Source organism: Mesorhizobium sp. XAP4, from assembly GCF_029269325.1.
GTDB classification, from domain to species: Bacteria; Pseudomonadota; Alphaproteobacteria; order Rhizobiales; family Rhizobiaceae; genus Mesorhizobium; species Mesorhizobium ciceri.
The window spans coordinates 317,321-337,292 of the sequence record NZ_JARIXW010000001.1; the positions used below are offsets into that span (position 1 = coordinate 317,321).

The window sequence follows — 19,972 nt, forward strand, 5'->3', positions numbered from 1 at the left end:
TGCGATGACCTTTTCCATTGTCGCGCGGTGCGGCCGCACCGGCATGTTCGGGGTCGCGGTGTCCTCCTCGTCGCCTGCTGTTGCGGCGCGCTGCGCCTATGCGCAGGCGGGCGCCGGGGCCATTGCCAGCCAGAACGTCACCGATCCTACGCTTGGACTGCGCGGTCTCGAATTGCTGGCGCGCGGCGCGTCCGCGGCGGAGGCGATTGCCATATTGAAGCGCACCGGTGCCTATCCCGAATACCGGCAGGTGCTGGCTGTCGACGCCGCTGGAGCGACCGCGATCCATTCGGGTCCCAAAGCTCTTGGCATCTGGGCGGAGGCGCGAGCTGACAATGTCGCCTGCGGCGGCAACATGCTGGCCCATGATGGCGTGCCGCAAGCGATGGTCGAGGCCTTCCTGGCGTCGGAGGGGCATCTCGGCGACCGCCTCATCGCGACTATGCGCGCGGCGCTGACAGCCGGCGGCGAGGCTGGCCCTGTCCATTCCGCCGGCATGAAGCTGGTGCGTGAGGTGGCGTGGCCGGTCGCCGACCTGCGCTGCGACTGGACCGACGATTGTCCTATCGAGCAACTGGCGGCGCTGTGGCAACTCTACAAGCCACAGCTCGATGCCTATGTGACCCGCGCGATCAACCCATCCGATGCGCCGAGCTACGGCGTGCCGGGCGACGAATAGTCAAGACAGGGGTCACCTGCGATGAGTGAACTCAGCCACAAGGACTGGATCGGCAAGGCGTCCGCGATCCGTTTTCGTGACAAGGCGTTCATCGACGGCAAGACGGTCGCGGCGCGTTCGGGCCGGACCTTTGCCAGCGTCAATCCGGCAACCGGCGAGGTGCTGGCCGAAGTGGCGTCCTGCGGCGAGGAAGACATCGATCTGGCGGTTGCCGCCGCTAGGCGCAGCTTCAACGCCGGCGTCTGGTCGCGCACCAGCCCGGCGCACCGCAAGGAGGTGTTGCTGCGGCTGGCGCAGCTGCTGCGCGACAACCTGCATGAACTGGCCCTGCTTGAATCGCTGGACATGGGCAAACTGGTCAGGGATGCGGCCTCGGTCGACGTCCCCGGTTCGGCGGCGATCTTCCAATGGTATGGCGAGGCCATCGACAAGATCTATGGCGAGGTGGCGCCGACCGGCGAAGGCGATCTGGTGCTGGTGCGGCGCGAGCCGCTTGGCGTGGTCGGCGCGGTGGTGCCGTGGAACTTCCCGCTCGACATGGCGACCTGGAAGTGCGCGCCGGCGCTGGCGGCGGGCAATTCGGTGGTGCTGAAACCCGCCGAGCAGTCGCCTCTGTCGGCCCTGCTCCTGGCGGAGCTGGCGATGGAGGCGGGCCTGCCTGCCGGCGTGCTCAATGTCGTGCCCGGCCTTGGCGAAACCGCCGGCCAGGCGCTTGGCCGCCATATGGATGTGGATTGCCTCGCCTTCACCGGTTCGACCGCGGTGGGCAAGATGTTCCTGCAATATTCCGGGCAGTCGAACATGAAGCAGGTCTGGCTGGAGACCGGCGGCAAGAGCCCCAACCTCGTCTTTGCCGACTGCGGGGATCTCGATGTGGTGGCCGATATGGCGGCCTTCGGCATCTTCTTCAACCAGGGCGAGGTCTGTTCCGCCAATTCACGCCTGCTCGTCCAGCGCGGCATCAAGGATGCCCTGGTGGAGAAACTGGTGCAGCGTGCGGCGGCCACGCAGCCCGGCGATCCGCTCGATCCGATTTCGAAAATGGGCGCGATGGTCGATAGTCGCCACGCCGCCAATGTCATGCGCTTCGTCGAGGCCGGTAAAAAGACCGCGCGCCTGGTCGCGGGCGGCGACATGGTCACGGTCAATGGGCGCGGCAGCTTTGTCCAGCCCACCATTTTCGACGATGTCACGCCTGCCGATCCGATTGCCCGCGACGAGATCTTCGGGCCGGTGCTTTCGGTCATTGCCTTCGATGACGAGGCCGACGCGATCCGCATCGCTAATGACAGCCCCTACGGGCTCGCCGCATCGCTGTGGACCGACAGCCTGTCGCGCGCGCACCGCATCGCCGGGCGGCTGCAGGCCGGCACAGTTTCCGTCAACAAGGTCGACGCTCTGAGCCCGATGACGCCGTTCGGTGGTTTCAAGCAATCCGGCTTCGGCCGCGACCTGTCGCTGCATGCGCTCGACAAGTACACCGCGCTCAAAACGACATGGATCAAATATTGATGGGCGCCTAAAGCGCATCGCGATCGAACGGATTCAAGTGATGCGCTTTAGGCCTTTGCTCCATGCATGTCGTTTGCGCAAAACCGGGGCCACTTTTGCGCGACATGCATTAGGCTTGATCGAAGCCCTCAAACCGGCAACATAGCCAGCCATGCCGCTACGCTTCACGCTCAGACAGCTGGAATATTTCGTTGCCGTGGGCGAAGCCGGCTCCATCGCCAAGGCGGCCGAGCAGGTCAATGTGTCGCCGCCATCGATTTCGGCCTCGATCGCGCAGTTGGAAACCGAGTTCGGTGTCCAGCTTTTTGTCCGCAAGCATTCGCACGGCCTCTCGCTCACCGCCGGTGGCCGCATCTTCCTCAAGGAAGCCGCCCGGCTGCTCAACGATGCCGATGCCTTGCATGACGTCGCCGGCGATTTTGCCGAGAAGGTGCGCGGCCCGCTGGCGGTGGGATGCCTGCTGACCTTTGCGCAGATCGTGCTGCCGGCGCTGCGCATGCGGTTCGAGCGCGCTTATCCCGATGTGCACGTGCGCCAGTTCGAGCGCAATCAGGGGCAATTGCTTGAGATGCTGCAGCGCGGTGAAATCGACCTTGCCCTGACCTACGATCTCGAACTGTCGCAGGATATGACCTTCGAGCCGCTGATGTTGGTGCCGGCCTATGTCATGCTGCCGGCGGGCCATCGTTTCGCGACCAAGGCGTCGATCACGACGGAGGAACTGGCCGACGAGCCGATGGTGCTGCTCGACCTGCCGTACAGCCGCGAATATTTCCTGTCGGCATTCCACCAGCGAGGGATCCGGCCCAATATTGCCGAGCGCACCGGCGACATTGCGGTCATGCGCTCCATGGTGGCCAACGGCTTCGGCTACGGCATCGCCAACATGCGGCCGCTCAACACGCTGGCGCCGGACGGCAAGCCGCTGGTCTTCGTGCCGTTGGACGGTGACCTGCGGCCGCTGACCATGGGCGTCGCCTTGCCCAATTCCGAACATCGTACGCAATCCGCCCAGGCGTTCATCGACCACTGCCGGCATTTTGTCGTCGAGCAAGGTGTGTTCGGCGCCGAGCGGGCCGTCGGCCAGGCAGCGCTTCCGCAGAAGTAGCGCCCGGTTACGCCAGTTGCTGGTCGGCAAGCCGCTTAAGCAATTTTTCCAGCATGTCGTCGCAGCGGCGCATCTGCTCGACGCTGACGAATTCGTCCGGCTTGTGCCCTTGCGCCATCGACCCCGGTCCGCACACGACCGTCGGCGTGCCGAGATCGCGGCTGAACAGGCCGCCTTCCGTGCCGAAGGCCATCTTGATGGTATTGTTGGCGCCGGTCAGCGATTTGACGAAGGCGACGGCTTGCGAACTGGCTGGCGTGTCCAAGCCGGGATAGGTGTTGGTGATGTCGATGTCGATTGCTGCCTCGGGCGCGATGGTCGAGGCTTCGGAAGCAATATGAGCAGCCTCCTTGCGCAGGCGGTCGAGAATCTCGTGCGGGTCGTCGGCTGCGACATTGCGGATCTCGAAGTCGACCTGGCAAAGGTTCGGCACGATGTTCAGCGCCGCGCCTGCGTTGATCTTGCCGACATGGACGGTCGTGTATGATATGTCGTAGTCGCCGTCGCGGGCGCCATCGCGCATCAGCCGGTCCTGTTCGCGGCGCAAGGCGGCGACGAAGTCGCAGCCGAGATGGATGGCGTTGAGCGCCAGCGGGGCCAGCGCCGAATGGCCTTCGCGCCCCTTGCAAAGCGCGCGTGCGGCAAGCTTGCCCTTGTGCCCCGTCGCCACCTGCATATCGGTCGGCTCGCCGACAATGCATAGCAGCGGCCGATGCGGGGCCGCTTGCAGCATGTCGATCAGGCTGCGCACACCGATGCAGCCGATCTCCTCGTCGTAGGAGAGTGCCAGGTGCAGAGGCGTCTTCAGCGTCATTTTCGCGGCCTTGAGGCACGCGGCGAGCGCGCAGGCCACAAAACCCTTCATGTCGGCCGCGCCACGTCCGTAAAGCTTGCCGTCACGGTTCGTCATCTCGAAGGGCGGCAGCGTCCAGGCCTGGCCGTCGACGGGAACGACGTCGGTGTGACCGGACAGCATGATGCCGGAAGCATCAGTCGGTCCGATGGTGGCAAAGAGGTTGGCCTTGTGGCCGTCCTCGCTGTGGATGACCCGGCTGGCAATGCCGTGCGCGTCCAGCAGGTCCGCCACGTAGCCGACGAGGGCGAGGTTCGAGTCGCGGCTCACCGTCGGGAATGCGAGCAGCTTTTCAAGGATCTGGATGCTGTCCATGCGTCTTGTGTCTCATTGGCCGTCGGTACTTCTAGCATCGCGTGGCCGGGGCCTTGAAGTCGCATTTGGCTCAGTCGGGATTTAGCGGATGCTAATCCGGATGTGTGCGATTAGGCGCGGCCTAACCGGCACAGAAGAAATCTGTTGTTTTCCGGCGCTTGCCGCAACTTATGAATGGTCTCACGGCATCAACCCACTGGGCTGGCCGGCTTGCGTCACGCCTCGAAACCATGATCGGGCGTGCTGCAGGGCGACGCTGGCAGGAAGGCACGTTCCATGCGCGATCCGCGCTATGATATTTTGTTCGAGCCCGTGAAGATCGGTCCGGTGACCGCCAAGAACCGCTTCTATCAGGTGCCGCATTGCAATGGCGGCGGCTATCGCGACCCTTCGGCCGCGGCCGAGATGCGCCGCATCAAGTCGGAAGGCGGCTGGGGCGTCATCTTCACCGAGCAAACCGAGATGCACCACACATCGGAGATCACGCCCTTCATCGAGCTCAGGCTGTGGGACGATGCCGATATTCCGGCGCTGGCGAAGATGGCCAAGGCCATGCACCAGCATGGCGCGCTGGCCGGCATCCAACTGGCCTACTCAGGCATCAACGGGCCGAACCTCTACACCAAGGAAGTGCCGCGCGGGCCGTCGGCCCTGCCGATCCGCACCTTCACCAACGATCCGGTGCAGGCGCGCGCCATGGACAAGCAGGATATTCGCGACCTGCGCCGCTGGCATCGCAATGCTTTCAAACGGGCGAGGCTCGCGGGCTTCGATTTGGTGTGCCTCTACGGCGCGCATGGCTTCGGCATCATCCAGCACTTCCTGTCCACGGCCACCAACCAGCGCAGCGACGAATATGGCGGCTCGCTGGAGAACCGCTCGCGGCTGATGCGTGAGCTGATCGAAGAGGGCAGGGACGCTATCGGCGACACGTGCGGCCTGACGCTGCGGCTGTCGCTGGACGAGATGATCGGTGAGCTCGGCTTTGCCAATTCCGAAGTGCGCGACATGATCGAGATGCATGCCGATCTGCCCGACCTCTGGGACCTGGCGCATGGCGCTTGGGAGGATTGTTCGGGGCCGTCGCGGTTCAAGGAGGAGGGCGCGCAGGAGAGCCTGGTGTCCGGCATCAAGAAACTGACCTCGAAGCCGGTCGTCGGCGTCGGTCGCTTCACCTCGCCGGATGTGATGGTGAAGATGATCAAGTCCGGCACGCTGGATTTCATCGGCTGCGCGCGCCCATCGATTGCCGATCCCTTCCTGCCGAAGAAGGTGGAGGAGGGGCGCATCGAGGACATTCGCGAATGCATCGGCTGCAACATCTGCATCACCGGCGACATGACCATGTCGATCTCGCGCTGCACGCAGAACCCGACCTTCATGGAGGAATGGCGCAAGGGCTGGCATCCCGAACGCATGCAGGCCAAGGGCGATAGCGACAGCGTGCTGATCGTCGGCGCCGGCCCGGCCGGGCTGGAGGCGGCGCGTGCGCTCGGCCTGCGCGGCTATCAGGTGGCCATCGCCGAGGCCGGCACCGAACTTGGCGGCCGCGTGGCGCGCGAGTGCCGCTTGCCTGGTCTCTCGGCATGGGGACGCGTGCGCGACTACCGCCAGTACCAGATCAGCCAGATGTCCAATGTCGACGTCTATTTCGAAAGCCGATTGTCGGCGCAGGAGATACTGGACTTCGGCTTTCAGAACATTGCGCTTGCCACCGGCTCGACATGGCGCCGAGACGGCGTGGCGCGCGCGCATGTCGTGCCGATGCCGATCGACCCGGCCATGCCGGTCTACACGCCGGACGATCTGATGGCCGGCACTGTGCCGACCGGCAGTGTCGTGCTGTTCGACGACGACCACTACTACATGGGTGGCGTTCTGGCCGAGCTGATGGCGCGCCAGGGTGCGAAGGTGACGCTGGTGACGCCGTCAGCCTATGTGTCCGACTGGACCCGCAACACGCTGGAGCAGGGCGCCATCCATCGCCGGCTGGCCGAACGCGGCGTCGAGATCGTGCTGAACCGGACTGTGACGCGCATCGTGCCGGGCGGTGTTGCCACGGCGTGCGCCTATACGGGCAGCCAATTTGACATCGCCGCGGACGCCGTGGTGCTGGTCACGTCACGCCACCAGGACGATAGTGTCTGGCAGGAATTGAAGGCGCGGCGGGACGAATGGGCCGATAGCGGCATCCGCTCGGTCAAAATCATCGGCGACGCCGAGGCGCCGGGTCCGATCGCCTGGGCAACCTATGCCGGCCACCGCTTCGCGCGCGAGCTGGATGAAGCCGATATCGGCGACGCACTGCCCTTCCGGCGCGAGGTCACAGCGTTGGCCGCGGAATAGGGCGCCTGCGGCGCGGTCAGCGAATATCGGATTGTTCAACCATACCGCATTGCACAATTCCTTCGCTTGGTCACAATGCAGGCATGGTTCGAACCGCACTCGCCGTCCTGGTGATCGATGAAAACCGCATCCGCGCCGCGATCATCGAGGCGGGGTTGCGCGAGGCCGGCCATGAGCGGGTCACTGTCATCCATGATGTGACCGGCATTGCGCGGCGGATCGCCGAGATCGAGCCCGATGTCATCGTCATCGATCTCGAAAACCCGAATCGCGACATGCTGGAAAACATGTTCCAGCTGTCGCGTGCCGTAAAACGGCCGATCGCCATGTTCGTCGACCGCTCCGACCAGGCCTCGATCGAGGCGGCGGTCGATGCCGGCGTTTCGGCCTATGTCGTCGACGGTCTGCGGCAAGAGCGCGTCAAGCCGATCCTCGACATGGCGGTCAGCCGCTTCAACGCTTTTTCGCGCATGGCGCGCGAACTGGAAGAGGTTCGCGGCGAGCTCGAGAGCCGCAAGGTGATCGACCGCGCCAAGGGCATCCTGATGAAATCGCGCGGCCTCTCCGAAGAGGCCGCCTACACGCTGCTGCGCAAGACGGCGATGAACCAGAACCGCAAGATCGGCGACATCGCCCAAAGCCTGGTGACTGCCGCGGGGCTGCTGGGACCGGCGGAGGACGAATGAGCATGACTGCCAAGCACCAGATCACCGCCGGCTTCATGCCGCTTTTCGACAGCGCCGTGCTGGTCGCGGCCGGCGAGCTTGGCTTCGCCGCGCAAGAAGGCATCGATCTGAAGCTGCACCGCGAGACATCCTGGGCCAACATCCGCGACCGCATCGCCATCGGCCACTTCCATCTCGCGCATATGCTGGGACCGATGCCGCTCGCCTGCAATCTCGGGCTGACGCCGCTGGCCTCGGAAACCATCGTGCCGTTCTCGCTCGGCCTCGGCGGCAATTGCGTCACCATCTCCAATGCCGTTTGGGCCGGTATGGCGGCACACGGCGCCGAGGCCGACCTAGACCCGGCGCGCGCCGGTGCCGCACTTGGCGCGCTCATTCGCGAGCGCGCTGCGGCCGGTGGCGATCCGCTGCGCTTTGCCGTGGTGCATCCGCATTCCGGGCACAATTACGAATTGCGCTATTGGCTCGCCGCCTGCGGCATCGATCCGAGCCAAGAGATTGAGATCGTCATCGTACCGCCGCCCTTCATGGCCGATGCGCTGGCCGCCGGCCGTATCGACGGCTACTGCGTCGGCGAACCCTGGAACAGCGCTGCGGTGGCCGCCGGCACCGGCCACATCGTCACCGTCAAGGCGCGGATATGGCGCAACAGCCCGGAGAAGGTGATCGGCGTGCGCAAGGCTTGGGCAGACGAAAACCCCGAGGCCTTGGCGGCGCTGCTGCGCGCGCTGCATCACTCGGCGCGCTGGTGCCAGGATCCGGCCAACCATGGCGAACTGGCCGGGGTGATGGCGCAGGCCGGCTTCCTCGGCCTGCCGCCGACCGTGCAGATGCCGATCCTGACCGGCCATCTCCAACTGGGCGGCGGTGCGGAGCGGACCATCGACGACTTCTTCCTCCCCTTCGATAAGGCGGCGAACTTTCCGTGGAAGAGCCATGCGCTGTGGTTCTACACGCAGATGGTGCGCTGGGGGCACGTGGCGCACACGCCTGAAAGCCTTGCCATCGCCCGCGACTGCTACCGTCCCGACCTCTACCGTTCGGCGCTGAAGCCGCTCGGCGTCGCGCTTCCCGGCGCCAATTCGAAAGTCGAGGGTGCGCTCCAAATTGCCACCGCGGTCGGCGCGACAGGCGCCGGCCTTGTGCTCGGTCCGGACGGTTTCTTCGACGGTCAGATCTTCGATCCTGACGAGATCGATGCGTACATTACCGGCCAGAAATCTGCCGAGATCCAGGCCTGATCATTTCCGCGCCATCCTTGTGCATTGCACAAAAATTGTGCGCGCGATTGCCCTAATGAACAATCTTTGGCCTTCCGGCCATAGGGTTCGATGCGCCGGCGATCAGCGCGGGCTGCTGATTTCATTGGCCTTTTTCACCTCTCTCAAAACTGGCACGGTTCCTGCTTTGAAATAGACAGGCCCTTCGCGGGTCACGGAACAGGCGTCCAATGGCGGGCGCCACAGGCAAAGCTGCCGCTCAGGTTAAAGCGCGCTCCCGGTCACCCGGACGCGAAGACCTGGCTGGCGGCTTTTTTGTTTTGATCAACACGCAATCGACGACGCGGATCCCAAGCCGCGCCCAACCGGAGACGACGATGACGAAACGGATCAGGACTGGAACGACCCTCAAAGACATGACGCGCCGCGATTTTCTGGTCAGCAGCGCGATGACGGCCGGCCTGTTCGTGGCGGCCCGCAAGCTCTTCCCTTCCGGCGCCTATGCCGCGACCGCCACTCCGGAGGTCACCGGCGCCAAGCTCGGCTTCATTGCCCTCACCGATGCGGCCCCGCTGATGATCGCCAAGGAGAAGGGGCTGTTCGCCAAGTTCGGCATGCCCGATGTCGAGGTGCTCAAGCAGGCCTCCTGGGGTGCGACACGCGACAATCTGATGCTCGGCGGCGCGGCCAACGGCATCGACGGCGCTCATATCCTGACACCGCTGCCTTACCTCATGCACACCGGCAAGGTGACGCAGAACAACCAGCCGATGCCGATGGCGATCGTGGCTCGGCTCAACTACGACTGCCAGGGCATTTCGGTCGCCCAGGAATATGCCGGCACCGGTGTCGGCCTCGACGCCTCGAAGCTGAAAGACGCGTTCGCTGCCAAGAAGGCGACCGGCAAGGAAATCAAGGCCGCCATGACCTTCCCGGGCGGTACGCATGATCTGTGGCTGCGCTATTGGCTGGCCGCCGGCGGCATCGATCCCGACAAGGACGTCTCGACCATCGTCGTGCCGCCGCCGCAGATGGTGGCCAACATGAAGGTCGGCAATATGGACGTGTTCTGCGTCGGCGAGCCGTGGAACGAGCAACTCGTCCACCAGGGCGTGGGCTTCACCGCCGCCACGACAGGCGAATTGTGGAAGGGCCATCCCGAAAAGGCGCTCGGCCTGCGCGCCGAATTCATCGAGAAATATCCGAACGCCACCAAGGCGATCCTGATGGCCGTCATGGAAGCGCAGCAATGGTGCGAGGCCACCGAGAACAAGGACGAGATGGCCGCTATCATCGGCAAGCGGCAATGGATGAACGTGCCCGTCGCCGACATCATCGGCCGCCTCAAGGGCGACATCAACTATGGCAATGGCCGCGTCGCCAACGGCACCGATCTCTCCATGAAGTTCTGGAAGGGCGGCGTCTCCTATCCGTTCAAGAGCCATGATGCGTGGTTCCTTGCCGAGAACATCCGCTGGGGCAAGTTCGCACCGACCACCGACATCAACGCGCTGGTCGACCAGGTCAACCGCGAGGATCTGTGGCGCGAGGCGGCCAAGGATCTCGGCGTCGCGGCAGCCGACGTTCCGGCGTCGTCGTCGCGCGGCGTCGAGACCTTCTTCGACGGCAAGATTTTCGATCCGGCCAACCCGTCCGCCTATCTCGACAGCCTGAAGATCAAGGCATCGGCGTAGCCTGATCGCAAGCGGTGCATGCGCCGCTTGCGATCACTACCTGCCCCAAGGAGTTTTCCCCAGACATGTCGATCCAGACTATCGAGGACACCAAGGTGAAGGCCTTTCCCGCCAAGCCGGCGGAGGTCATCGCCTTCACTGCCAAGGCACGGCGCCGCTTCGAGCCGCTCGCCATCGCCGGCAAACTGGCGAGCGCGCTGGTGCCGCCCATCATCGTCATCGCGCTGATGCTGGTCGTCTGGCAGATCGCCTGTTCGTCGCCGACATCGAGCCTGCCGCCGCCGACCCAGGTTTGGAACGAGGCTTACGACCTGATAGCGCATCCGTTCTTCGACAATGGCCCGCAGGATATAGGTCTGGCCTGGCGCGTGCTGATCTCGCTGCAGCGCGTCGCCGTCGGCTTCGGCCTGGCGGCGGTCGTCGGCGTCGCGCTCGGTGCGCTGGTCGGCCAGTCGATCTGGGCGATGCGCGGCCTCGACCCGGTGTTCCAGATCCTGCGCACGGTGCCGCCGCTGGCCTGGCTGCCGCTGTCGCTGGCGGCGTTCCGTGATTCCAGCCCGTCGGCGATCTTCGTCATCTTCATCACCTCGATCTGGCCAATCATCATCAACACCGCGGTCGGCGTGCGCAACATTCCCGAGGACTACCGCAACGTCTCGCGCATCCTGCGGCTCAACCAGTTCGAATTCTTCGTCAAGATCATGGTGCCGGCCGCCGCGCCTTACATCTTCACCGGCTTGAGGATCGGCATCGGCCTGTCCTGGCTCGCCATCGTCGCCGCTGAAATGCTGACTGGCGGCGTCGGCATCGGCTTCTTCATCTGGGATGCGTGGAACTCGTCGCGGCTGCCCGACATCATCGTCGCGCTCGCCTATATCGGCGTCACCGGCTTCTGCCTCGACCGGCTGGTCGCGGCGGTCGGCGCCTTCGTCACCCGCGGCACAACGGCAAAGTGAGGAGAGGGGCGATGACGGCCTATCTGAAGCTCGACCATATCGACAAATCCTTCACGCGTGGTGCCCAGGTCAGCGAGGTGTTGAAGGACATCAGGCTGACCATCGACAAGGGCGAATTCGTCTCCATCATCGGCCATTCCGGCTGCGGCAAGTCGACCCTGCTCAATCTGATCGCCGGGCTGACCAAGGTGTCGGCCGGCGCCGTGCTGCTCGAGGACAAGGAGGTTGACAGCCCTGGACCGGAACGCGCCGTGGTGTTCCAGAACCACTCGCTGCTGCCGTGGCTGACCGTCTACGAAAACATCAACCTGGCGGTGTCGAAGGTCTTCGGACGTTCGAAGAGCAAAGTTGAGCGGCATGACTGGATCATGCGCAATCTCGACCTCGTGCAGATGGCGCATGCCAAGGACAAACGCCCGGCGGAAATCTCCGGGGGCATGAAGCAGCGCGTCGGTATCGCCCGGGCGCTGGCGATGGAGCCGAAGATCCTGCTGCTCGACGAGCCGTTCGGCGCGCTCGATGCGCTGACGCGGGCCCATCTGCAGGACGCGGTGATGGACATCCATTCCAGGCTCGGCTCGACGACGATCATGATCACCCATGACGTCGACGAGGCGGTGCTGCTCTCCGACCGCATCGTCATGATGACCAACGGTCCGGCGGCGACCATCGGCGAAGTGCTTGCCGTGCCGCTGGCGCGGCCGCGCCGGCGCGTCGAACTCTCTTCCGACCGGACCTTCCTGCGCTGCCGCGAGGCGGTTCTGAAGTTCCTCTACGAACGCCACCGCTTCGTCGAAGCCGCGGAGTAGCACCATGAGCGAAAGACTTGTCATCATCGGCAATGGCATGGCCCCCGGGCGCATGCTGGAGCACCTGCTGGAACAGGCTCCGGGCCGCTACACCGTCACCATCTTCAACGCCGAGCCGCGCGTCAATTACGACCGCATCATGCTGTCGCCGGTGCTGTCGGGCGAGAAGGCCTATGAGGAGATCATCATCCATGGCGACGGCTGGTACATCGCCAACAACATCACCCTCTACAAGGGCCACAAGATCGTTGCCATCGACCGGACGGCGAAGACCGTCACCTCCGATCATGGCGTCACCGAACCCTACGACAAGCTCGTCATCGCCACCGGCTCGGTACCGTTCATCATTCCGGTGCCGGGCCATGATCTGCCGGGCGTGCTGACCTATCGCGATCTCGATGACGTGCAGGCGATGATGCTCGCTGCCCAGTCGCGCGCGAAGGCGGTGGTCATCGGCGGCGGCCTGCTGGGTCTGGAGGCGGCGGCGGGCCTCAACGCGCAAGGCATGGACGTCACCGTGCTGCATGTCATGCCGACCTTGATGGAGCGCCAGCTCGATCCGGCCGCCGGCTATCTCTTGCAGCGCGCGGTGGAGCAGCGCGGCATCAAGGTCATCACCAAGGCCAACACCCAGGCGATCACCGGCAACGGCAAGGTCGGGCAGGTGGAACTTGCTGACGGCACCATTATCCCAGCAACGCTTGTGGTGATGGCCGTCGGCATCAGGCCGAATTCGGCGCTGGCCAAACAGGCCGGCATCGCCGTCAACAGGGGCATCGTCGTCGATGCCGGCATGCGCAGCAACGATCCCGACATCTACGCGCTCGGCGAATGTGCCGAGGTCAACGGCCAGGTCTATGGTCTCGTCGCGCCGCTCTACGAGATGGCGCGCGTGACAGCCAGCCAGCTTGCCGGCAACGAAGCGGCGGCCTTCGTCCATATGGACACGCCGACCAAGCTCAAGGTCACCGGCATCGACCTGTTCTCGCTCGGCGACTTCGCCGATGGTGACGACCGCCAGGAGATCGTGCTGCGCGATGCTTCGGCCGGCGTCTACAAGCGGCTGGTGCTGAAGGACGACCGCATCATCGGCACCGTGCTCTATGGCGAGACGGCCGACGGCGCCTGGTTCAACGACCTGAAGAAGAAGCAGACCGACATATCGGAGATGCGCGATACGCTTATCTTCGGCCAGTCCTACCAGGGGGGTGCCCCGCTGGACCCTATGGCGGCCGTTGCAGCCTTGCCGGATGATGCGGAGATCTGCGGCTGCAACGGCGTTTGCAAGGGGAAGATCACCGGCGCGATCACGGCCAAGGGCCTGACCTCGCTCGACGACGTGCGCGCCCACACCAAGGCGTCGGCCTCCTGCGGCTCCTGCACCGGGCTGGTCGAGAAGCTGATGGTGCTGACCATCGGCGACAAATACAATCCAGCGGCGGTGCAGCCGATGTGCGGCTGCACGACGCTCGGTCATGACGAGGTCCGCCGGCTGATCATCGCCAAGCGCCTGAAGACCATTCCCGCCGTCATGCAGGAACTGGAATGGACGACCTCCTGCGGCTGCGCCAAATGCCGGCCGGCGCTCAATTACTATCTCGTCTGCGACTGGCCGGACGACTACGCCGACGACTACCAGTCGCGCTTCATCAACGAGCGCGTCCACGCCAACATCCAGAAGGATGGCACCTATTCGGTGGTGCCGCGCATGTGGGGCGGGGTGACCAATGCCGCTGAACTGCGCGCCATCGCCGACGTTGTCGACAAGTTTGAAATCCCGATGGTCAAGGTCACCGGCGGCCAGCGCATCGACATGCTCGGCATCCGCAAGGAAGACCTGCCGGCGGTGTGGGCCGATCTCGGCCAGGCCGGCTTCGTCTCCGGCCACGCCTATGCCAAGGGGTTGCGCACGGTGAAGACCTGCGTCGGCTCGGACTGGTGCCGCTTCGGCACGCAGGATTCGACGGGCCTCGGCATCCGCATCGAAAAATTCATGTGGGGCTCGTGGACGCCGGCCAAGGTCAAGATGGCGGTGTCGGGTTGCCCCAGGAATTGCGCCGAGGCGACCTGCAAGGATGTCGGCGTCATCTGCGTCGACTCCGGCTACGAGATCCATTTTGCCGGCGCGGCCGGCCTCGACATCAAGGGCACCGAAGTACTCGGGCTTGTGAAGACTGAGGACGAGGCGCTGGAGCATATCGTGGCGCTGACGCAGATGTACCGCGAGCAGGGCCGCTACCTCGAGCGCATCTACAAATGGGCCAAGCGCATCGGCATCCCCGAGATCAAGCGCCAGATCATGGACGATGGCGACAAGCGCAAGGCCTATTACGAGCGCTTCGTCTTCAGCCAGAAATTCGCCCAGGTCGACCCGTGGTCCGAACGCGTTTCCGGCAAGGACAAGCACGAATTCCGGCCAATGGCCTCGGTCGGTTTTGCGCAGGCGGCGGAGTGAGCGGGATGAACTGGATATCGATAGGCTCTCTCTCCGACATCCCTCGCCGCGGCGCGCGCTGCGTCGCCACGCCGGAAGGAAAAATCGCGGTCTTCCGCACCCAGGACGATCAGGTCTACGCCATCGACGATCGTTGCCCGCACAGAGGCGGACCGCTCAGCCAGGGCATCGTGCACGGCACGGCGGTGACCTGTCCCTTGCACAACTGGGTGATTTCGCTGGAAACGGGCAAGGCGCTCGGCGCCGACGAGGGCGCGGTGCGCACCATTCCGGTGCGGATCGAAGGCGAGCATCTGTTCATTGCGCTGGAAGCGCTGGCCAGCCGCGCGGCCTGACCCCATGGAGATCGATGAAGCGCGCGAGGTGAGGACCACCTGCCCCTATTGCGGGGTGGGCTGCGGCGTGCTGGCGAAGGTCGCCGCGGACGGGCAAGTGTCCGTGCGCGGCGACCCCGACCACCCGGCCAATTTCGGCCGGCTCTGCTCCAAGGGCTCGGCACTGGCCGAGACCATCGATCTCGACGGCAGGCTGCTTCATCCGGAGATCCACGGCCGCCGCGCCGGCTGGGACGAGGCGCTCGACCTCGTCGCCTCGACCTTCTCGCAAACCATCGCCGAGCACGGGCCCGATGCGGTCGCCTTCTATGTCTCCGGCCAGTTGCTGACCGAGGACTACTACGTCGCCAACAAGCTGATGAAGGGCTTTGTCGGCTCCGCCAACATCGACACCAATTCGCGCCTGTGCATGGCCTCTTCGGTCGCCGGCCAACGCCGCGCTTTTGGCTCCGACACCGTGCCCGGGACCTATGATGATCTGGAGCTTGCCGACCTGATCGTGCTGGTCGGCTCCAATCTCGCCTGGTGCCATCCGGTGCTCTACCAGCGCATCGCCGCGGCCCGGGAAAAGCGGCCGGAGATGAAGATCGTGCTGGTCGACCCGCGTCGCACCATGACCGCTGACATTGCCGATATGCATCTGGCGATCGCGCCGGATGGCGACGTCGCTCTGTTCACCGGGCTGCTCGCCTATCTCGGCCAGCACAACGCGCTCGACCGCGCCTACATCACGACGCACACGACCGGCTTCGGGCAAGCGCTTTTCGCCGCATCGGCGCTCGACCTGGTCGGCGTCGCCGCCGCCACGGGCCTGAGCGAGGACGAGCTTGACCGGTTCTACAGCCTGTTCGCGGCGACCTCCAAGACCGTGACCGTCTACAGCCAAGGGGTGAACCAGTCGTCTTCGGGCACCGACAAGGTCAATGCCATCATCAACTGCCATTTGGCCACCGGCCGCATCGGCAAACCCGGCGCAGGGCCGTTTTCGGTGACCGGCCAGCCCAACGCCATGGGCGGGCGCGAGGTCGGCGGCATGGCCAACATGCTGGCCGCCCATATGGAGATCGAAAACCCCGATCATCGCGACCGCGTGCAGCGCTTCTGGAACGCGCCGGCCGTTGCCGGAAAGCCCGGCCTGAAGGCAGTCGAGATGTTCAAGGCGGTTGCCGACGGGCACATCAAAGCGCTGTGGATCATGGCCACCAACCCGGTCGATTCGATGCCGGACGCCGATGCCGTCGAAGCGGCGATCAAGGCGTGCCCGTTCGTGGTGGTGTCGGACGTGCTGGCCCGGACCGATACCGTCCGCCACGCCCATGTCCGGCTGCCCGCCGCCGCCTGGGGCGAGAAGGATGGCACCGTCACCAATTCCGAACGCCGTGTGTCGCGCCAGCGCGCGTTTTTGCGCGTGCCCGGAGATGCGTTGCCTGACTGGCGGATTGTTGCCGAGGTGGGCAAACGGATGGGGTTTGGTGAGGCGTTTTCCTACGCGTCGCCGGCGGAGGTGTTTGCCGAGCATGCCGCGCTGTCGGGGTTCGAGAATGATGGTGCGCGGGATTTCGACATCGGGGCTTACGCCGGGGTTGATGCGGAGGGATATAAGGCGCTTGAGCCGTTCCAATGGCCAGCGCCGAGCCAAGGCGCCCCCCTCTGGCCTGCCGGCCATCTCCCCCTCAAGGGGGGAGATCGGCTGTCATGGCCGTCCTCGCCAATTCACAACGTCGCAAAGCGAAAGCAGTCGGCGAAGCTGCCAATCTCCCCCCTTGAGGGGGAGATGGCCGGCAGGCCAGAGGGGGGCGCTCAAGCTGGAGGTTGGCCAGAAGGGGTCGGCACGACTGGGCTCCAGGCTCGCTTCTTCGCCAACGGCAACTTCTTCACACCCGACCGCAAGGCGCGCTTCATCGCCATCCGTCCCACCACGGAAATCCGCACCAGCCCCGATTATCCGCTGATCCTCAACACCGGCCGCATCCGCGACCATTGGCACACCATGACGCGGACGGGGAAAAGCCCGCGGCTTTCGCAGCACATCGCCGAGCCCTTCGTCGAAATCCACCCGGCGGATGCGCAGCGCTTCGGCATCGGTGACGCCGACATAGCGCGCGTTTCCAGCCCGCGCGGTGATGTGCTGGTGCGCGCGCTGGTGACGGCGCGCCAGCGCCAGGGCAGCCTGTTTGCGCCGATGCACTGGACCGATCAGTTCTCGGCAAAGGGCCGGCTCGACACGCTGACCGCGCCGCTGACCGATCCCATTTCCGGTCAGCCGGCGCTGAAACATGTCGCCGTCCGCATCGAGAAATTCGCGGCAAAGGCCTTTGGCTTTGCGGTGGCCCGGCAGCGGCCGGAGCCTAATACTGCGCCCTACTGGGCCGTGGCCAAGTGCAAGGGCGGCTGGCGGGTCGAGCTTGCCTTTGCCGATGACGACATCGACTGGGCGGGCTTTGCCGGGTCGCTGTTCGGTACGTCATTGGGTGCCGAAATATCAGCTTATCACGACCGCGACGCCGGCCAGCACCGCATCGCCGCCTTCGACGACGACCAACTGTCAGGCGCCTTGTTCGTCGCGCCCGGCCCGGTCGCCGTGTCGCGCGGCTGGGCGGCGGAACAACTGAGCGCCGATCATGTTGATCGGCGCAGCAGGCTGGCGATCGTGGCCGGGCGGCCGGGCGGGATCGACGTCGATCGCGGCGCCATCGTCTGCTCCTGCTTCGGCGTTGGCGCCAACCAGATCGCGGAAGCGGTACGCCGCGGCTGCGGCAGCGTCGCGGCAATCGGCGCGGCCCTGAATGCCGGCACGAATTGCGGCTCCTGCCGCGCCGAGATCAGGGTCATCATCGACGCACAGAGCCTCCAAGCAGCCGAGTGATCGTCCTGACCAAAGGGGCCTGCGCGACGGTGCTGGTTGGGCTATGGTGGCTCAGGCGTGCTACGTCGCGCACGAATCATCCTCAGTCAGGGTCATCCAATGGCAAATCCTCCGCGCCGACCGACAAATCCGATGACGGCCGCCGAAGCGGCTTTCAAGCCAATCAAGAAGCCGGTTGCTCCTATTCGTGAGCCGTTGGCCGCTCCAGGCGTCAGGGAGCTTGTTTCGATCCGGATCGACCGCGCCGTGCTGGACCATTTCCAGGAGGACGGTCCCGGCTGGCAGGACCGCATCAACGACGCCTTGCGGCGTGTGATAGAAGGCAAGCCGATCGTTACCGGGGGTGATCGTTCAGACGACGAGTAGCGGCTGTTCCAGCCGGCTCACGCTTCGAAGTGCAGGATATAGAGCTTGCGCGTTTTCTCGTGGATCGTCCATTCGCCTTTCCAGCCTTTCGGCAGCACCAGCATTTCGCCCGGACCGACGTCCTCGCTGCGGCCATCGGGACCATGCAGCGAGACCCGGCCTGACACGATGTGGCAGGTTTCGGAATTGGTCTCGCGCGAGGCCGTGAAGCGGCCCGGCGTGCACTCCCAGACGCCGACTTCCAGTGCGCCATCCGGCGAGGTCCACAGCGTCGTCGAGGCTTCGAACTGATCGCCGCTGATCGAGGTCGGCTTGGGCTCAGCCTCGCCGAGGTCGATGGAGGCGAGGTGGGCGAAGGTCTGGAAGTCGGTCATGGCAGTCTCTCAATGTCCTGTGATGCGGTCGGCGATCGCGGCCAGTTTCGACGTGTGCTGGAGGCCGGCTTCCTCGCGCTCGTCGGCAACGCGATAGAGCTGATACATCGAATGGACGCCGAGCCAGCGCATTGGCTCGGGTTCCCATTTGCTGACCTTTCGGTTGACCCAGGGCAGGCGGGTCAATTCGGTGTCGCGGCGCAGGATGAGATCGCGCAGCGTTCGGCCTGAAAGGTTGGAACTCGAGACGCCGAGCCCGACATAGCCGCCGGCCCAGCCGATGCCGGTTTGCGGATCGAGCCCTGCCGTCGTGCACCAGTCGCGCGGCACGCCCAGCACGCCGCACCAGGCGTGGTCGATGCGAAGCCTGGCAGTCTGCGGCAGCAGCCGTGTGAGGATCGCGTGCAGGCTTTCGATCGTGGCCTGCTGCGTTTGGCCGCGCACATCCGTTTGCGAGCCGTAACGATAGGGTACGCCGCGTCCGCCCATGGTGATGCGGCCTTCCCTGGTGCGCTGCGCATAGCAATAGGCGTGCGCGGAGTCGCCCAGAAGCTCATGGCCCTCCCAGCCGATCTCGTCCCACAGTGATTGCGGCAGCGGCTCGGTGATGATCTGCGCGCTGTTGAGCGGCAGCCAGAGCCGTTCATTGCCTGGTATGCCGGCCGTGAACCCTTCCGTGGCACGGATGATGATCGGCGCGCGCACGGCGCCGCGGTTCGTCGTGACCTTGCCCTTCTCGATGCCGGTCACGGTGGTCTGCTCGTAGATCGGCACACCGAGCCGCTCGACGGCTTCGGACAGGCCGCGCACCAGCTTGGCCGGCTGCACACGCGCGGTGCCGTGGTGGATATAACCGCCAAGCACATTCCTGATGTTGATGCGGGCCTTGGCCTCTGCCTGGCCGATCAGGCTGACACGCTCGCTCGGCACGCTCCAGCCGATCGCATCGGCATAGGCGGCGTTGATTCGTTCGAGCTGCGGCGGGTTGGTCGCCACCGTCAGATTGTCGACGCGGCGGATGTCGGCATCGATGCCTTCGGCTTCGGTCACCTTGATCACTTCGTCGACCGTGCCATGCATGGCCGTTTCCATGTCGATGACAGCGCCGCGCGTCGAGGTCTGCAGATATTTCTCGCGCGACCAGCTGAAGCCGCCGGACAGCCAGCCGCCATTGCGGCCCGACGCGCCGAAGCCGGCGAACTCCCGCTCGACGATGGCGATGCGGATCGATGGATCGGCCTTCTTCAGGTAATAAGCGGTCCACAGGCCGGTGTAGCCGGCGCCGACGATGCAGACATCGGCTTCGAGATCGCCCGGAAGCGGCGCGCGATAGGGCGGCAGGCCGATGTCGGCATACCAGAACGAGACGTTGCCGTTGACTTTGGCGTCCATGTCTAA

16 protein-coding genes are annotated in these 19,972 nt (G+C 64.9%); 13 read left to right on the forward strand and 3 right to left on the reverse strand.

Annotated elements, in window-relative coordinates; all coding sequences use genetic code 11:
* The first annotated feature begins 4 nt into the window (after positions 1-4).
* The 3 genes from P3C39_RS01630 to P3C39_RS01640 all read left to right on the forward strand — a co-directional run bounded on the left by P3C39_RS01630 (position 5) and on the right by P3C39_RS01640 (position 3,299).
* Positions 5-679, forward strand: a complete 675-nt coding sequence (locus tag P3C39_RS01630) for a DUF1028 domain-containing protein (RefSeq protein WP_013530450.1) — start codon at positions 5-7, stop codon at positions 677-679.
* Positions 680-700: 21 nt separating this feature from the next.
* Complete coding sequence (locus P3C39_RS01635; protein WP_024503970.1) at positions 701-2,191, forward strand: aldehyde dehydrogenase; 1,491 nt, start codon at positions 701-703, stop codon at positions 2,189-2,191.
* A 151-nt stretch (positions 2,192-2,342) separates the two neighbouring features.
* Positions 2,343-3,299 (forward strand): LysR family transcriptional regulator, encoded by a 957-nt coding sequence (locus tag P3C39_RS01640; RefSeq protein ID WP_275952517.1) that lies wholly within the window; start codon positions 2,343-2,345, stop codon positions 3,297-3,299.
* 7 nt (positions 3,300-3,306) lie between these two features.
* Here the strand turns inward: P3C39_RS01640 and argE are convergent, their stop codons facing one another.
* Positions 3,307-4,467 carry an acetylornithine deacetylase gene (gene argE / locus P3C39_RS01645; protein ID WP_275952518.1) on the reverse strand — a complete coding sequence of 387 codons (1,161 nt, stop codon included), beginning with the start codon at positions 4,465-4,467 and terminating at the stop codon, positions 3,307-3,309.
* 276 nt (positions 4,468-4,743) lie between these two features.
* On the opposite strand from argE, the gene P3C39_RS01650 reads away from it, so the two are divergent.
* The 10 genes from P3C39_RS01650 (at position 4,744) to P3C39_RS01695 (ending at position 18,200) form a co-directional block, all read left to right on the forward strand.
* A complete protein-coding gene (locus P3C39_RS01650) occupies positions 4,744-6,813 on the forward strand; it encodes an NAD(P)-binding protein (RefSeq protein ID WP_024503968.1) in 2,070 nt (689 codons plus the stop codon).
* A gap of 83 nt (positions 6,814-6,896) precedes the next feature.
* On the forward strand, positions 6,897-7,499 hold the full coding sequence (locus tag P3C39_RS01655) for an ANTAR domain-containing response regulator (RefSeq protein WP_013530455.1): 603 nt from the start codon (positions 6,897-6,899) through the stop codon (positions 7,497-7,499).
* Between the two features lie 2 nt (positions 7,500-7,501).
* Entirely contained in the window at positions 7,502-8,740 is a 1,239-nt protein-coding gene (locus P3C39_RS01660) for a CmpA/NrtA family ABC transporter substrate-binding protein (RefSeq protein ID WP_275953153.1), read from the forward strand.
* A 356-nt stretch (positions 8,741-9,096) separates the two neighbouring features.
* Complete coding sequence (locus tag P3C39_RS01665) at positions 9,097-10,413, forward strand: CmpA/NrtA family ABC transporter substrate-binding protein (protein WP_013530457.1); 1,317 nt, start codon at positions 9,097-9,099, stop codon at positions 10,411-10,413.
* Between the two features lie 65 nt (positions 10,414-10,478).
* Positions 10,479-11,369 carry a nitrate ABC transporter permease gene (ntrB, locus tag P3C39_RS01670; protein ID WP_013530458.1) on the forward strand — a complete coding sequence of 297 codons (891 nt, stop codon included), beginning with the start codon at positions 10,479-10,481 and terminating at the stop codon, positions 11,367-11,369.
* A gap of 11 nt (positions 11,370-11,380) precedes the next feature.
* Positions 11,381-12,178, forward strand: coding sequence for an ABC transporter ATP-binding protein (locus P3C39_RS01675; protein WP_013530459.1), 798 nt, complete (start codon positions 11,381-11,383; stop codon positions 12,176-12,178).
* A 4-nt stretch (positions 12,179-12,182) separates the two neighbouring features.
* Positions 12,183-14,633: a nitrite reductase large subunit NirB gene (gene nirB / locus P3C39_RS01680; protein ID WP_275952519.1), complete on the forward strand. Its 2,451-nt coding sequence runs from the start codon at positions 12,183-12,185 to the stop codon at positions 14,631-14,633.
* 5 nt (positions 14,634-14,638) lie between these two features.
* Entirely contained in the window at positions 14,639-14,968 is a 330-nt protein-coding gene (nirD, locus tag P3C39_RS01685; protein ID WP_224674961.1) for a nitrite reductase small subunit NirD, read from the forward strand.
* 4 nt (positions 14,969-14,972) lie between these two features.
* The gene (locus tag P3C39_RS01690; protein ID WP_275952520.1) at positions 14,973-17,834 is read left to right on the forward strand and encodes a nitrate reductase; all 2,862 of its coding nucleotides are present in this window, start codon (positions 14,973-14,975) and stop codon (positions 17,832-17,834) included.
* Positions 17,835-17,933: 99 nt separating this feature from the next.
* Positions 17,934-18,200 carry a BrnA antitoxin family protein gene (locus P3C39_RS01695; protein WP_275952521.1) on the forward strand — a complete coding sequence of 89 codons (267 nt, stop codon included), beginning with the start codon at positions 17,934-17,936 and terminating at the stop codon, positions 18,198-18,200.
* A gap of 17 nt (positions 18,201-18,217) precedes the next feature.
* Here P3C39_RS01695 and P3C39_RS01700 read toward each other — a convergent pair whose 3' ends face one another.
* Both P3C39_RS01700 and P3C39_RS01705 read right to left on the reverse strand, forming a co-directional pair.
* Positions 18,218-18,574, reverse strand: a complete 357-nt coding sequence (locus P3C39_RS01700) for a cupin domain-containing protein (protein WP_024503961.1) — start codon at positions 18,572-18,574, stop codon at positions 18,218-18,220.
* A 9-nt stretch (positions 18,575-18,583) separates the two neighbouring features.
* Positions 18,584-19,966 (reverse strand): FAD-binding oxidoreductase, encoded by a 1,383-nt coding sequence (locus P3C39_RS01705; RefSeq protein WP_275952522.1) that lies wholly within the window; start codon positions 19,964-19,966, stop codon positions 18,584-18,586.
* Between the last annotated feature and the right edge of the window lie 6 nt (positions 19,967-19,972).

Bases quoted from the DNA above. Each gene is read 5' to 3' on its own strand.
- argE (WP_275952518.1), bottom strand. From the start codon at position 4,467: ATGGACAGCATCCAGATCCTTGAAAAGCTGCTCGCATTCCCGACGGTG.
- P3C39_RS01630 (WP_013530450.1), top strand. From the start codon at position 5: ATGACCTTTTCCATTGTCGCGCGGTGCGGCCGCACCGGCATGTTCGGG.
- P3C39_RS01635 (WP_024503970.1), top strand. From the start codon at position 701: ATGAGTGAACTCAGCCACAAGGACTGGATCGGCAAGGCGTCCGCGATC.
- nirD (WP_224674961.1), top strand. From the start codon at position 14,639: ATGAACTGGATATCGATAGGCTCTCTCTCCGACATCCCTCGCCGCGGC.
- P3C39_RS01665 (WP_013530457.1), top strand. From the start codon at position 9,097: ATGACGAAACGGATCAGGACTGGAACGACCCTCAAAGACATGACGCGC.
- P3C39_RS01660 (WP_275953153.1), top strand. From the start codon at position 7,502: ATGACTGCCAAGCACCAGATCACCGCCGGCTTCATGCCGCTTTTCGAC.
- P3C39_RS01705 (WP_275952522.1), bottom strand. From the start codon at position 19,966: ATGGACGCCAAAGTCAACGGCAACGTCTCGTTCTGGTATGCCGACATC.
- P3C39_RS01640 (WP_275952517.1), top strand. From the start codon at position 2,343: ATGCCGCTACGCTTCACGCTCAGACAGCTGGAATATTTCGTTGCCGTG.
- P3C39_RS01695 (WP_275952521.1), top strand. From the start codon at position 17,934: ATGGCAAATCCTCCGCGCCGACCGACAAATCCGATGACGGCCGCCGAA.
- P3C39_RS01655 (WP_013530455.1), top strand. From the start codon at position 6,897: ATGGTTCGAACCGCACTCGCCGTCCTGGTGATCGATGAAAACCGCATC.
- P3C39_RS01675 (WP_013530459.1), top strand. From the start codon at position 11,381: ATGACGGCCTATCTGAAGCTCGACCATATCGACAAATCCTTCACGCGT.
- P3C39_RS01650 (WP_024503968.1), top strand. From the start codon at position 4,744: ATGCGCGATCCGCGCTATGATATTTTGTTCGAGCCCGTGAAGATCGGT.
- nirB (WP_275952519.1), top strand. From the start codon at position 12,183: ATGAGCGAAAGACTTGTCATCATCGGCAATGGCATGGCCCCCGGGCGC.
- ntrB (WP_013530458.1), top strand. From the start codon at position 10,479: ATGTCGATCCAGACTATCGAGGACACCAAGGTGAAGGCCTTTCCCGCC.
- P3C39_RS01690 (WP_275952520.1), top strand. From the start codon at position 14,973: ATGGAGATCGATGAAGCGCGCGAGGTGAGGACCACCTGCCCCTATTGC.
- P3C39_RS01700 (WP_024503961.1), bottom strand. From the start codon at position 18,574: ATGACCGACTTCCAGACCTTCGCCCACCTCGCCTCCATCGACCTCGGC.